This is a genomic window from Corynebacterium sp. CCM 9203 (genome assembly GCF_041357675.1).
In the GTDB taxonomy this organism is placed as follows: domain Bacteria; phylum Actinomycetota; class Actinomycetes; order Mycobacteriales; family Mycobacteriaceae; genus Corynebacterium.
Genome location: NZ_JAUERY010000002.1, coordinates 483,491 through 497,893 on the forward strand (window position 1 = coordinate 483,491; position 14,403 = coordinate 497,893).

Annotated in this window: 10 protein-coding genes; 3 read left to right on the forward strand and 7 right to left on the reverse strand. The window is 52.4% G+C overall.

The window, feature by feature from the left end:
- Positions 1–166: 166 nt before the first annotated feature.
- A complete protein-coding gene (locus QWU44_RS05555) occupies positions 167–772 on the forward strand; it encodes an RNA polymerase sigma factor (RefSeq protein ID WP_370914691.1) in 606 nt (201 codons plus the stop codon).
- 269 nt (positions 773–1,041) lie between these two features.
- On the opposite strand, the gene QWU44_RS05560 is transcribed toward QWU44_RS05555, so the two are convergent.
- From QWU44_RS05560 to QWU44_RS05585, 6 genes are all read right to left on the reverse strand, one after another.
- Positions 1,042–1,848 carry a pilin N-terminal domain-containing protein gene (locus QWU44_RS05560; RefSeq protein WP_370914692.1) on the reverse strand — a complete coding sequence of 269 codons (807 nt, stop codon included), beginning with the start codon at positions 1,846–1,848 and terminating at the stop codon, positions 1,042–1,044.
- Between the two features lie 44 nt (positions 1,849–1,892).
- Positions 1,893–2,834 carry a class C sortase gene (locus tag QWU44_RS05565; protein ID WP_370914693.1) on the reverse strand — a complete coding sequence of 314 codons (942 nt, stop codon included), beginning with the start codon at positions 2,832–2,834 and terminating at the stop codon, positions 1,893–1,895.
- A 144-nt stretch (positions 2,835–2,978) separates the two neighbouring features.
- Positions 2,979–4,562 carry a SpaH/EbpB family LPXTG-anchored major pilin gene (locus QWU44_RS05570; protein WP_370914694.1) on the reverse strand — a complete coding sequence of 528 codons (1,584 nt, stop codon included), beginning with the start codon at positions 4,560–4,562 and terminating at the stop codon, positions 2,979–2,981.
- A 178-nt stretch (positions 4,563–4,740) separates the two neighbouring features.
- Positions 4,741–8,871, reverse strand: coding sequence for a vWA domain-containing protein (locus QWU44_RS05575; RefSeq protein ID WP_370914695.1), 4,131 nt, complete (start codon positions 8,869–8,871; stop codon positions 4,741–4,743).
- Positions 8,872–9,386: 515 nt separating this feature from the next.
- On the reverse strand, positions 9,387–10,424 hold the full coding sequence (locus QWU44_RS05580) for an aspartate-semialdehyde dehydrogenase (RefSeq protein WP_370914696.1): 1,038 nt from the start codon (positions 10,422–10,424) through the stop codon (positions 9,387–9,389).
- Positions 10,425–10,499: 75 nt separating this feature from the next.
- Positions 10,500–11,765 (reverse strand): aspartate kinase, encoded by a 1,266-nt coding sequence (locus QWU44_RS05585; protein ID WP_370914697.1) that lies wholly within the window; start codon positions 11,763–11,765, stop codon positions 10,500–10,502.
- Positions 11,766–11,935: 170 nt separating this feature from the next.
- Between QWU44_RS05585 and QWU44_RS05590 the strand changes: the two genes are divergently transcribed.
- Both QWU44_RS05590 and QWU44_RS05595 read left to right on the forward strand, forming a co-directional pair.
- Positions 11,936–12,790, forward strand: coding sequence for a DMT family transporter (locus QWU44_RS05590; RefSeq protein ID WP_370914698.1), 855 nt, complete (start codon positions 11,936–11,938; stop codon positions 12,788–12,790).
- Positions 12,791–12,910: 120 nt separating this feature from the next.
- Positions 12,911–13,033, forward strand: coding sequence for a hypothetical protein (locus QWU44_RS05595; protein ID WP_370914699.1), 123 nt, complete (start codon positions 12,911–12,913; stop codon positions 13,031–13,033).
- A gap of 294 nt (positions 13,034–13,327) precedes the next feature.
- Here the strand turns inward: QWU44_RS05595 and QWU44_RS05600 are convergent, their stop codons facing one another.
- Positions 13,328–14,179, reverse strand: coding sequence for a GAF domain-containing protein (locus tag QWU44_RS05600; RefSeq protein WP_370914700.1), 852 nt, complete (start codon positions 14,177–14,179; stop codon positions 13,328–13,330).
- Between the last annotated feature and the right edge of the window lie 224 nt (positions 14,180–14,403).

A 14,403-nucleotide genomic window follows, 5' to 3' on the forward strand; every position in this document is an offset into this window, starting at 1 on the left:
ATCGGTTGCCGGTGACTCAAAGTCTATGCCATTCAATCATGGGATGCCAGCGGCGCAGAAAAATACCAACTTTCGACGGATACACTGCCCACCCCCTACCCAAAAGGCGCAGGAACAAACCATCTCGCAACCCCGGACCCCCGGTCACGCTGGTATATTTCTTGAGGTGAAGTCACCTGGTGAGAGCGAGCGGGCACAGGTTGATGCGCGCGTCACCGCACTGGCCCTCAAAGCTGGACGGGGCGACCGTGACGCCCTCGCAGAGTTCGTCGCCGCCACGCAGGGCGATGTATGGCGCCTATTGGCACATCTCGGCGACCGTGATATCGCGGATGATCTGACCCAGGAAACGTACCTCCGCGTGATGAGCGCTCTCCCACGGTTCGCCGCACGATCATCAGCCCGGACATGGATACTGTCACTGGCACGCAGAGTCTGGGTGGACAATATTCGCCACGACATGGCACGCCCACGGAAATCGGTGGTGGAGTATGAGGATGCAGCAGCATCGTCGGCTACATCGGATTCGTGGGCGGAGTGGGTCGACATACGAATCGTCCTCGATACATTAACCAATGACCAGCGGGAAGCGCTTATCTTGACACAAATTTTAGGCTATAGCTACAAGGAGGCCGCAAAGATTGCAAATGTACGAACCGGGACAATTCGATCAAGAGTAGCTCGAGCCAGGGCAGAAATCACCAAAAAAACCGGACCAAGCAACAATGTCGAGCAAGTTAACAACCAGCCAAAGACAAAGGGATCAAAATGAATTTAACCTTATCTAATTATTTTTAAAACTAACCCTGATCCCTAATTTTATTATCGCTCAAAATGAAAAAAGACCCCATTGACCTCAATCCGTCAATTAAATTCCACCGCCCGTCGAAGCAATCGATATAGCGCCACATATAGACGAGACTATAAAACTTAAACTTGAATTAATGCTCATTTTCACTATCCCCAACCAACGGAATAAGAAAATGGCCCGTTACCCACGATTTGGTCGCGGGAACGGGCCGAGCTTCAACTACGAAAAGCCTAATGTCCTGACCGCTTTCTGCGTCTAAGAATAACAAATCCAAGCGCAGTCAACACCAGACCTATCACATACAGTCCAATGACATTAGCACCGGTGTTCGGCAGGTATTCCAGAATACCCTTCGTCGAAGTTTGTTGTTCTTCCTGCATTTCAGGTAGCCGTGGCTTAGGAGTCGTATCCATGCCGGGACCGTGGGGCACTTCACTAGAACCAGGGGTCTTTCCAGGAACAGGAATTGGAATAGGTACCGGGATCACACCGCCCGATCCGCCCGACGAACCAGGCACCTCGTCCCGTGGTTTAATTTTCGGCGTTACAGAAACGTCATAAGCCCATGAGCTTCCGGTTTCATCACCAACTGGCAGAGATATCAAAAACGGTGCTGAGATTCTAAAGTTTTTAGCAGGTTCGTCAGGTGGAGTCTCAGAGACGCGGTAGAGGCCCATCGGCAATTCCTGGAAGACAGCGTTACCTTCACTGTTGGTTACTGCGTTGAAAGTATCTAAAACCTCCGAGTTTTTTGTATCCGAAATGTTGAGCTCATTAAAGGATTTCCAAACTTCCGGATCGCTTAGATCGTAACCACCAAGACGTTCTAACGTAAAGGTTGCTCCGCGAACATCTCCGGGCGGCAATTCCCCTGGCGGGATATCATCATAGGGGTTAGCTGGTTCTTTATGCAGGGTAAGCTTGACGGTCCGTCCAACCTGTATAGATTCCGCCGTGAGATTACCAACATTTCCAGTCACTACCGCCGCTCCGGCAAGAGGAACCAAATTTACACTCAGCGCAGAAGCAATAATCATAGCGCCCAGCGTCTTCTTTATTGAAATTCTACTTTTCACAGGTATCACCGATTCTGTATATCGTTATTCGGCGCGGCATGGCGTCCGCGAGAGCGTTTTTTTGAACCAGCAAGTGCTCGGAAAAGCCACCAAACCAGGAAGATGAGAGCCAGTAAGGCCGCTGCGATTGCCGCAATCATCCACCACTGCCAGACCACTCCGCCCGTTTCTTTAAAAGCGGCTTCTTCTTCGGCAGGGTCAAGGGGTACACGAGTTCCACGCACCAAGAGGCGGTGAGAGTTAATACCGTAAGGTGTACAGGTTATCAGAGTGACGAGATCACGGTCGGGAATAGCACGAAGATCATCGGATTCCTCCGGGAGCACGACTTTAATCTGATCAACTTGGTACTTCATTTTTTCACCGAACGTATTGATGTAAAACGCATCCCCCTCTCTTAGTCGTGGAAGATTATCAAAGAGGGTTGCGTTCGTTAGGCCGGTATGCCCTGTAAGAACTGCGTGTGTACCTATTCCACCAACCGGCAATGCCGTGCCGAATAGATGGCCGATACCCTTTTGCAAAGTATGTTCATCTGAACCGTGATAAATAGGGAGGTTAACTTCGGCTTTTGGTATAATAATCTGCGCCATTGCGTAGTTGTTATTTAGTTGGCCCAGATACTCCTGATAAGCAATATTATCTTTACTGACCCTACTTAACCAGGGATCCAATATAGGCGCGCCGATATGGTCCGAATTATACTGCCGAGCCCGTTCGACTTGCTCACTCAGGAAAACGGGATCTTCCTGCTGAATGACCTCGGCGTAGCGCTCGGCGACTTCTGCCTGGCGGTAATTATTCCATTGTGTTGAGACTACTGGGTAGATAAGAACAGCTATACCAACGAAAATCAAAAGTGCCGGAAGAATTATGGCCCTTACACTGTATTTTTTTTCGTTCCGCAAAGCCCCGGAAGGAACCTCGGTTAGTACATCATGGACCATTATCTACTCCGTAGCGGTAAAAATCTTGCGAAAAGGGGCGGGGAAGAGGCACTCCCCGCTGGTGCTCCCCAAAATCGGACTTATTTGACCGATTTAGGGGACCTTGATCTCTCAGGTAGAGTGGTCAAGGCTCAGATCACCCAATTACTGGGTTTTACGGGATGCACGCTTTGCAGCGAATGCACCAGCACCAAGAATCGAAGCACCCAATGCCATCAGAAGACCGACGCCAACTCCACCAGTCTCAGGCAGCTTCGACGAAGTCGACTTGATGTTGGTTACCTCTTTCTCGACGGTATTTGCATTTTCCGCGACTGTAGTGACATCCACAACCACGGGCTCGACCAACAGTTCATATCCGGACGGGGCCGTGATCTCCTTGAGGCAGTACTTGTACTCGCCCGCATCCGGTACCCTCACGGAGCTGATGGTGACAGTACCCTCTTCGCCGGCCGTAGTCCAGGAGTTCTGACCATTAACGGTCAGCTTATCCGAAGTGAAGGTATTCTTATCCGTACAACGGAAGAGTTCGAATACAGCCCCTTGGAGCTTCTCTTTGTTCCCGTCGGACACCTTGTTGATCTGGATATCCGCCCAACGCGACGTAACCGGATCACTGGGGACTACGTTGGGGTTTTCCGGCTCATCCGGGGTATCTCCCGGATTATTTTCAGGGTTCTCGGGATCGTCGGTATCCACCGAACCACCGGGCGTGGACTTTTTGTTGATTTTGAAAATTACCGTACCGGTGTTATCGCCCTTACCGTCGGTACTTCCGCTCTCTTTGTTGCTCAAGACCTCGACGGGAAGTTCAACAGATACCTTGCTCTTCGCGCCTGCGTTCTTGAGCTTAATCAGGCCACCGTTAGTGAAAACGACCGAAACTTTCTGAAGGCCGCCTTCGGTTTGCTCCACCAAGATATTGTAGTCGGTTCCCTTTTCAAGAGGCGTCTCGCCGATTTTGACTACCGCCTGATTCGCGCCATCAACATCGTACTTGAAGACTGCCGGAAGCTCGTCCACGACGCTGAAGTACGAAAGATACGACTTGTCGGGGTTGAAGGAGGGGCGCTCCGTGCTGATTTCAAACTTGACCATATCTCCGGCGTTTGCCTCTTCGCCGTCGATGATCTTCTTGGTCACCTTTTTGTTCTGAGTGTTCTTGGGGTAGGCAACCACATTGTAGTTCCACTCACTGAGATTCGCCGGATTCGTCATCGGCAAGAAGACGATGAACGGATCGGCTTTCACCACTCCCTCAGGAGCCTCGGTCTCGGTGACAAGGTATGCACCGACACCATTGAGATCGTCATTTGAGAATACGATACTTCCCTCTTGATCCGTCGTCTTCTCTACCGAGAATTCTCCGACCGCATCCGCAGCCTCGGCGGGGGTCATATCCGCCGCCTTCTTGAAGCCTTCTGCAGTAGTGATATCTGCGTTGATTTTCTGAACCCGGTACTTGACGCCCTGGAGCTGATCACCATCAACATCGTTGTCCACGTTACCGGTCGGCTCGTTGAAACGATCAGCGTTGAGTCGCTTATTGATCGTCAGCGAGACGTCGGCATTCGAGTTGATACTTGCAACCTGCGGAGTATTGGACTCATCATCCCCAGCATTCTGAGCAGCAAAAGTGGAGGGGGCACCGATGGAGGCTGTGGCGAACGCCAAAGCGACGATCGTGGCGTGGGTGGCAAAGCGCTTAGTGCGCGTGTTGGTACTCATGTGTGAACCTTTCTAATCCTCTTGCGAGGTTGCCCGAAGGCTGGATGTACTTGATTGAAGCTTGAAATCCGTGAACGTAGAACCGAACCGCATATCTTCCAGTCCGATGTCTGACGTTTTTCGACGCAGAGCGGGTCCCGCTCTTTGCCGTATTGAATTTCCGTATTTGTTCATGTTTTTAAACCTTTCTTTGCCGCCGGTTAATCAGTAGTGCTCCGGCGAACAGAAGAAGTGTAGTGATCCAATATGGAGCGACACCCCAGCCCCCCGCATCGGGGAGTGAACCTTGATTTTCCGGAACCTTATAGGCCCAGGCATCATCTTCATCGGTAATCGGGGTGGAAGATTCCTGTTGATTACTCTGTTGAAACTCCGCCGATACTTTCGCTCGGTTAGCGTGGTATCCGTTGTCGTCATACCCAAAATATTCACCATTGTCTTGCGCCCAGCTACAGGTAATAGATTCACCCTGCTGCATGGGTTCTTTCAGAATAATCCTCGCCGAAGAATTCTGATAGTAAATATTCTCACTCTTATCTTCACAGTTCAAGTTGCGAATCTCAAGAAAAGAATCGCTAACCTGTCCGTTTTTGAAAATCCGATCGCTGATGGAGAAACCGGTTATTTCCACTTTCCCCCTGTTTATCACAGTATAGGAAATCGGCACGTTCGCCTGCCCCGGGAAGATGAATGCTGCTTCGTCCTTATTTACAGCCCTTTCACCATTGATCCTTTTTTCGACCTCAACTTTGGGCACCATCAGACTTATACAAGCATCGTCGGAGTTTTCTTCATCTTCTTCAAAATAGACCTCGTTATGGAGACCCATACCGGGCCGATTAGGGTCAGAGCACTCCAATTCCGTCGAATCTGCTTGGATCACGCTAGGGTCTTCGACTTCGTAGAGTACTTCAATATTTATCGAAGATTCGGAACCCCATCGATCATCGTTACCCGATAGCTTATTAAAATGGCGGGCGTCCAATTTATATAGGCTATCATTGTCAGCAGTTGTTACTTTTTCTAACTTTACGGGCTCGTCAGTATTCAAAAGCTTCGTACTTCCACCGGAGTTTGTTGCCTTGATGCTGACCACACGGAATCCAGCGAGTGGAGTGGGATTCTCGATAATCGATCCCGGTGTCCCCGAGACTTTTGATTCGTTTCGGACACTGACGGAATAACGTGCGGGAATCTGCTGATTATCTGAACCATCGACCACCCGGGACAGCTCTAAAGGAGTTTTACTCAGTGAGAAAGTAGCTGGGGCAGGGAACCCGACCCACGCCTTGTCAGTCACCGCAGGTCCTTCAGCAGTATCTGTGGTCGTGCCATCGGAATCAGGTACGTTCTGGTCTCTTTGGACCCTATAGGTAGGAGTGACTTTGATTTCGTCCCCATGAACACCATCATGAATGTCATTCGCGCTGAGCTCGGCGACAATAACTTTTCCGGTACAAGTCACTTCAGAGCCGGCCGGAATTGCTGGATTAAAGGTATAAACTCCGGTTTCCGGATTATAGTTGCCGGACTCCTGACCATTACAGCTCAAGCCTTTTACGGGAACCTTGCTCAACGTAGGGTTACCACTTTCATCGAGCGCAGTATCCACAAGCTTCACCGAAACCAAGTCTGAAGAAGGGAAGTCGCCATTATTTGACGCAACATTCTTGGGGCCTGTTTTACTATTATTTTGGATAACGTAAGACACATTGAACTCTGTCTCGCCTGGCTCCAAATTAATAGTTTTATTGGCTTTTTGCTTTTGGTAATCGTCGTTAGGGTTTACTTTCTCTCCCTGATCGTTGATTTTTTTTGTTACACCCACGTCCGCCTTCAACAGTGAATAACAAACATTACGCGTTGAGCCTTTGACGTTAGGAACACCATCTGACTGAACTATGTCAATGGAATTATAAAGACCACGACCACGATTTCTTTCGCCTCGGACAGCTTCGCACCTGTAGTTATCCTCGTCATCGCCACTTAGAATCTCCGTGACTTCATAAGTAACTTCTAGTCTGAAGTTGCCCTTATGCCGCGCTTTAAGAATCTCCATTTGAGATGAATCGAGTTTCCAAGTACCCGGTCTTTCCTCACTAAGAGTCGCGACACCATCACCGGCGATTAATTCATTTTGGGCCGTTAAGCTACCTACATTCGTGATGTCCCGATTATAGGCTTTGACTCCTATAATTTTCAGTGAAGGGCGTTCCCTATTAGGGCCGGAAGCGGCAGGCATCGGCGTATCAATAAGGGAGGGGAATGTCCCATCCACATATCCATCATTAGTTAGGACAATATTATAATTTGCCCGAATCTGCTGACCAATTTCCCCGGTCACAGTCCTGGGGACACCGCCGATGTAGGATTTAAACAATGTTAGATTAGCTTGTGCTTTTGCCCATGCTTGATCCTTTTTCGTTGTGGCGTCTTTTGCATTGCGATCAACTTTCGCAACAAGAGTTGCTTCATTTCCGTAATACTTATCCACCGCAATTGGATTTTCGGGGTTATGGAAGTTTGATTCCGCTATATCCCGCTGGATCGTACAGGTCAAAGAATTTCCATTGGTAAGCGGGTTAGTTAAGGTTACGGTCGCTTTAGTGTCATTTTCGCTCAGGACGATTTTGTGATCACCGCAGCGTAGTCCTCGGAGCGATTCCGGAGCTTGACTGTTCTCTACTTCAAGTTGACGATCTGTCAGTTCGAGATAAGTAACTGGGCTATTTCCGACATTGGTTACCTCAAATTCAACATTGAAAGAACCATAGTTATTGTCATTGCCAAGGTCTAATGCTCCCTCTTTCGTGTTGGCATCAGCCGATTGGGAACCGTCAAAACCTGCTCGAATAAGCTTTCTAAACTGAACGTCTGGTGCCACGGACGCACAACCGGCAGTTTTTTCTTTGAGCTCTTGCGTTAGTTGATCAAAGTTATCGAGAACGTCTGCACGACCATCTTGTGACAAGCTGCCTGCCATCATTTCAGGCGTAGCCCGGGCAATAGTGTAGACAAAATTATTCGTTCCCCTATAGCATCCTTTTTGTGCATAAACAGTTCCGAGGTTAATCCCATCCTTGTTGTATGTGAACGTCCGTATATCGTGACATGTCACTTCCGAGCTGGGAACAGTGCCGCCGTTTTCAGCAACATTCTCATAGTCGACACCACGCGGACGGTTCTCAGGAGCCAAGAAGTAAAAACCTTCTTTTGCTTGCCAGTTAAGCGTATTACATGTTCCTTGGCTGTTACCGCTTTTACAACCCGGAACCCATACAGGCTTCCTTTTATTTTCTCCAATAAAAATTGGGATAACGTTGGCACCCTCGTCGGCGAGTGCATCAGCTTGTTCTTGTGCCTTCAACAGGGAATAAGTATTAGACTGTGCTCCGCCTGCTGCATTACCGGGCTTATTGGTTACACCATCAGTGATAAAAATAACTGAATCATAGCCTTTTCCCCGAACCTGCTTTAAGGCATCTTCCCAATTAGTCTCATTAAAAGTACTATTGGTTCGCAGATTGTCTACGGCCTTTTTCGCCTGAGTCGCATTATCAGGCGTGAGAATTTTTGGCCCGAACTGAGCTTCGGGAATCATGTTCGCATTATTTGCAAAGTTGTATAGACCTAGCTTCGTTCCATTGCCCGAAAGCTGATCGATAGCACCTTTTGTAGCTTTCTTTATTTTATTTATGCCATTCGGATCACCTTCGTTCACACTCGATGAAACATCTATGACGATAGCGACGTTCAATCCACATTCTTTCGAAGGATCTGCCCCGGGATTTTGGCTGCGTCGCGATAACCTAAAATTATGATCTTGTATCGGACTAGCCTCATCACGACGCAACCGGGCTACATCGATGAGTTCAAGCTCGTTTGGGTGGTCACGGTAATAACGTCGAAACTCATCAGCTTCATCCGCCGGCCAATTAGCCAATGCTTCCTCGTATTCGACGGGGAGCGGAACGGATAAACGGTTAGGTTCCGTAACCTGTTCAGCATTTCCCGCCCGAGAGGGCACATTCCCCTCTTCGGACTTGTCCGCCTCCGGCGACTGTGAGGTCCCTTCGAGGGTTAGGGATGGAAAGCCCTCATTGGTATCAGTGACTACAGGAGTATCGCCGACAAGCTTATTGTCCGTTTCCTCCGCGAAGGCATGGTCGGATACCTGGATTGAAATGACGGCAACCAGCAATGCCACAACCGAAATCAGGGCCAGTACGTGTTTTATCGTGACGGCGACGCCACCCGCAAAAAAGTTGCGGTTCAGTAGTTCACTCAAAGTTCTGGTGCCTTTCGACATGTCCGTCGACTTAATATGACGGTACGGTTTCACTCAGGCAGCTTCGATCCTCACGGAAAGAAAACGTACCCATAAGGTAATTGGTTTGGTGCCATTCATTCACGACACATGCATGTAGTTAGTCTGATCCTGCGTCCAACTCAGTCCTCTTTCCACTCCAACCTACCATCCATCTTGACAGAAAACAAGAAAACACTAAATTTGCTCCTCCCGGACAGCGTCCAGAAAAAGTTGGGGTAGGCTGACCTAAATTAGTGCCCAGCAATAGAACGGGCGGGCTGCACCACGTTAAAAATTACCAGGGAAAACCATGCATCAAGCCAGGAGCTCGACCGTCTCAGCAAGACTCAACCGTTCTACCCCTTAGATCTCACCAACACCTTCATCCGTTACATCAAAGTCCGTATTTTTCACCGTAACCTCAGTTTTTTTTGAGAATTAGATTTGTTAGCAAACAAAATACTAAAGCGGCCCCTGCTTCAATTGAAGCAGGGGCCGCTTTATCTTATTTCTAATTATTTTTTGACCAGCAGTTCCGCGATCTGAACCGTGTTCAATGCCGCGCCCTTACGAAGATTATCCCCGGAGACAACCAGGACTAGTCCCCTGTCTCCGTCGATGCTCTGATCCTGTCGTATACGACCGACCAGAGAGTCGTCACCACCCGTCGCTGCCAGGGGCGTAGGTACATCAACAACCGTTACCCCGGGCGCATCCTTGAGCAGGTCCGTCGCCTCCGCAGGCGTTATGGGCCGATCAAACTCAGCGTGAATCGTCAGGGTGTGACCAGTGAACACAGGTACCCGTACACAGGTTCCCGCCACCTTAAGATCCGGGATACCCAGAATCTTTCGGGACTCGTTGCGTAACTTTTGCTCCTCATCGGTTTCCTCCGAGCCATCCTCGACGAGGTTCCCCGCCAGAGGAACGACGTTGAACGCGATCGGAGCAACATAGGGCGTGGTGTCGGCAGGCGCCACAGCTCCAGGGTCCAGCGCCAGGGAGGTAGCCCGGGCCCCGACGGCTGCGGTCTGATCCGCGAGCGCCTCCACGCCGGCTAGACCCGATCCGGAGACAGCCTGATAGGAGGACACATGCAAGCGAACGAGTCCCGCAGCGTCGTGCAATGGCTTGAGAACCGGCATCGCAGCCATGGTTGTGCAGTTGGGGTTCGCGATAATGCCCTTAACCAATCCGTCCTGGGCTTCCGGATTCACCTCAGAGACGATCAGCGGTACTTCGTCATCCTTGCGCCAGGCCGAGGAATTATCCACGACCGTAGCTCCAGCAGCAGCAAACACGGGGGCATACTTCTTCGAGGTCGACCCCCCGGCCGAGAACAGCGCGATGTCAATGCCCTTCAGCGATTCCTCAGTTACCTCTGCGAGGTCCTCCACCTTGATGTCTTTTCCACGGAACGGGAGGACAGTGCCCGCGGAACGGGAGGACGCGAAGAAACGAATACCGTCCAACGGAAAATTACGTTCTTCAAGGATGGCCCGCATGACGCGGCCAACCTGTCCGGTGGCGCCAACGACGGCTAGGGTGGTCATGGAATCAGAACTCCTTGTTTTTACATGGGAACAACCGGCCGAAGGCACTCAATGCCGGTCAAGTGGTGAAGATAACTAACGCCCGGAACCGGCGTAGACGGTAGCTTCGGTATCGCCGCCCAGTTCGAAAGCATCGTGGAGTGCACGGGCAGCAGCCTCCACGTCAGTTTCCCGGATAAGCACCGAGATCCGGATCTCCGACGTCGAGATCAGTTCAAGGTTGACGCCCGCGTCGCGCAGTGCCTCACAGAATACGGCAGTGACCCCAGGGTGGGACTTCATTCCCGCACCGACGAGGGAGACTTTGCCGATCTGATCGTCGTACAGGACATTCTCGCAGGCATCCTCCGCCTGCAGCTTCTTCAGCAGTTCCACCGCGCGCGGCCCATCGGATCGTGGGCAGGTGAATGTGATGTCGGTGCGGTTGTCCTCCAGAGACGAGATATTCTGCAAGACCATGTCGATGTTGATTTCGGCGTCGGCGAGCACGCGGAATACTCGGGCTGCTTCGCCTGGCGAATCGGGGATTCCGAGGACGGTGACCTTAGCTTCGGAAAGATCGGTTGCGACGCCGGTGAGAACTGCTTCTTCCACGGGAATATCCTCCATTGAACCGGTCACGAGAGTGCCGGGATCGTTGCTGTAGGACGAGCGTACCCGGATCGGGACGCCGAATGCACGAGCGTACTCAACACTGCGCAGCACCAGGATCTTCGACCCGACCGCCGCGAGTTCAAGCATCTCCTCAAAACACAGATGATCGAGTTTGCGGGCATTCTTCACGATACGGGGATCAGCCGTATAGACCCCGTCAACGTCTGAATAGATCTCACAGACATCAGCGTTGAGGGCCGCAGCGAGAGCCACCGCAGTGGTGTCAGAACCGCCGCGACCGAGCGTAGTCACGTCCCGGGTGTCCTTGTTAACCCCCTGAAAACCTGCGACCAAACAGATGAAACCCTCATCCAGAGCCTCCCGAACCCGATCAGGCGTGACATCCACGATACGGGCATTGCCGTGCCGCTCCGTCGTGAGCACACCCGCCTGGGAACCAGTGAAGGACTGGGCCTTGGCACCAAACGACTCAATGGCCATAGCCACCAACGCATTTGAAATACGCTCACCTGCAGTGAGCAGCATGTCCATTTCACGCGCCGGCGGAACCGGGTTTACCTGCGCTGCCAGATCAAGGAACTCATCAGTGGTGTCACCCATGGCGGAGCAGACCACGACAACGTCGTTTCCCTGCTTCTTCGTGGCGACGATCCGCTCAGCCACACGTCGGATGCGTTCAGCGCTCTCCAGCGAGGAACCACCATATTTCTGGACGACCAGTGCCACCGCGTCACCTCTCGGTTTTCATGTCTGTTGCAAAATAGTCAACACCATCGTACTAGGCAGCACCATCACTGTATTCCACGGGCACACCACTGCCGCCCGGAAACCCGCCGACAACAGTATGGAGCTCACACGAATGGGCGTCATCAAGTGCATCCGCTAGCGTGGAACGGGTGCACAACAACGTCATCGCAGTGTTGTTCGCCCTCGCCTCCGCCCTGACCATCGCCTGGGGAACCGTCATCCGCCACCGGGTAGCGGAAGAGGCCCCGGGTGACGGCACGACACTCCGGAACACACCGATCCTCGCGGTGATAACCCGGCCCCTGTGGTGGGCCGGAACCTTCGCGGCGCTCCTCGGCTACGCGCTACAGATCGCGGCACTCGCATTCGGGACTCTTCTCGTGGTCCAGCCCGTCCTCGTACTCTCCCTCATGTTCACGTTCCCCATGTCCGCGGTCTACGACGGACGCCGTATCAGCAAAGCGGAAACCTTCTGGTCACTCGTCCTCACCATCGCCGTCGCAGTCCTCGTCATCCACGGCAAACCACGACCGGGACTCCTCGAACCTCCACTTGAACGCTGGCTTCCCGCACTCGCGGTCGGCGGTCTGCTGCTCTACATCATCAACCGACTCGCCTACACGCGGGTCCGGCGACAGAAAGCCCTCCTCCTCGGCGTGGTCACCGGTGGAGTCATGGGATACGTCGCCGTACTCTCGAAGGCCTTCGTCGACGTCTTCGTTCACCAGGGATTCACCGGAATCCTGCTGAGCTGGGAATCCTACGCACTACTCGGCGGAGCGATCCTGGGTACCGCCGTCCAACAATCCTCCTTCAACGCGGGAGCACTCCAACAGTCCCTCCCAGCCATGACCGTCACTGAACCCATCTTCGCGTTCGCCCTCGGCTACACCGTCCTCGGAGAGACATTCTCCGTCAGCGGATTCGACTGGACATGGATGGCCCTCGCACTTCTCGCCATGATCGTCTCCACATTCCTGCTCTCCCGCCGCGGAGTCAGCTAACACATGCAGACGGAACAACCGATAGAATCAGCACAGACAGAGCCTCTCACCGATTCCACCCCAATGACTATAAGGAACCGGTGCATCCCCGCCCCACCGCATGAACCCCACAGGAGAACCATGATCATCATCCCGATTCCCGTCCCCGTCGTCGTAGAGGGCCTCCGCGACACAGGCTCCGCCGCCATCGACGCCTACGTCGCGTTCATCGACTGGGTCCGGGCAGCAACCGGCTCCGCATAAAACAACACACCAGACGGCTGAACCCCACCCGGAATACCGGGGTGGGGTTCAATCGTCCGAGTCGCTCAAACCTTCGGATGCTGCTCCTGCACCTGAGTTCGCGGACGCCGAGTCTCTTGAAAACCGAACGGCACGCGCGGGAACTCTCGGTAGTACCGCTCCGGATCACACTCCAGCAGACGCATCCTACTCAGCAGCATCTCATCGGTCGGTCGTGATCTGTTGTTCACTGTGCACTTCCTCAAAAAAGTAGGCTCTGCCTCCGATTATCCCATGCCACACACCAATCGTCCGTCAAGCGGCACCGTCTGTGTCGGCCCGGATACCGGGGGCACTCTTCTCCACGGCGAACGTCAATGACATCACCGCAGCGAAGGTGCGGAACATATCCACATCATGGTCGGTTATATCACCAGCAGCGGGCGCATCAATGGTGAGTATCCCGTAGAGGGTACCTCTGATTAGCAACGGCCACGTGGCGAAAGTCTGATAGCCGCTACCATACTCTTCATGCACACGGGTGTTAAGAGTATCTCTCTCAAACCTGTTGATACCTTTGAGGGAGTCCTCGAAAGTCTTATCCCCCCTTCGAAACACACGGTCCGACAGTTTTCCGCGGGTCCGGCCATCCTCCTGCCAGGCGGACAACGATGACCGATCAGGATTAACCGTGAACAGACAGGCACGGACCCCGTCAGTCGGCCCCAGGTCCTGGCGAATCATGTTCAGGATGATCTTCCGCACAGATTCCATCTGGAGGCGAAGCGGTTCCTCACTCATATCGCTCATCCCATCCGCAGTCTTCAGGATCGCGCCCGACAGCTCGTTCATCGCCCAGCGGAATGCCTTGTCGTCCTGTTCAATCTGCTTCGCAACCTCCGACTGCATCTCCTCCCGTAGATCCTTCTGCTGCTTGGAGAGCTTCTCGCGCAGGTCTTTCTGCTGCTTAGAGCGAAGGCTGATAAGCGCCAACCCGACAAACAGAGACAAGACACCGAGAATGACCATCCACGTCCGGCCATCGTTCCCGAGAACGTAGAAAGTAACCGAAGGCCCAATCGTCACACACGCTGTGGTCAGCCACTCAGGCGCATCAGTAAGAAACCCGGATATCCGTTCCTGCAGGGTTTTTTTCTCGTCGCCCACCACTCACCTCCATTTGCCTTCATAACAACCGCCGCCCTGGCCAAATCATCCCCTTAGCAAGTCTGCATCCTTGAGGCATTGCAGTCCATTCCCTTTCATCGAACGAACCATCCGCCACCCCCGCACCACACCCGTGCACAGATTTTATGGCGACGACATGTTCAGAACACAGCGGTGAGCAAATACGTTTAGATGCCGTAAAAAAGTCCTGACCAGGAAAAATG

Excerpts from the sequence above, each read along its gene's own strand:
- QWU44_RS05560 (WP_370914692.1), bottom strand. The coding sequence starts at position 1,848 with ATGATTATTGCTTCTGCGCTGAGTGTAAATTTGGTTCCTCTTGCCGGA.
- QWU44_RS05565 (WP_370914693.1), bottom strand. The coding sequence starts at position 2,834 with ATGGTCCATGATGTACTAACCGAGGTTCCTTCCGGGGCTTTGCGGAAC.
- QWU44_RS05570 (WP_370914694.1), bottom strand. The coding sequence starts at position 4,562 with ATGAGTACCAACACGCGCACTAAGCGCTTTGCCACCCACGCCACGATC.
- QWU44_RS05575 (WP_370914695.1), bottom strand. The coding sequence starts at position 8,871 with ATGTCGAAAGGCACCAGAACTTTGAGTGAACTACTGAACCGCAACTTT.
- QWU44_RS05580 (WP_370914696.1), bottom strand. The coding sequence starts at position 10,424 with ATGACCACCCTAGCCGTCGTTGGCGCCACCGGACAGGTTGGCCGCGTC.
- QWU44_RS05595 (WP_370914699.1), top strand. The coding sequence starts at position 12,911 with ATGATCATCATCCCGATTCCCGTCCCCGTCGTCGTAGAGGGCCTCCGC.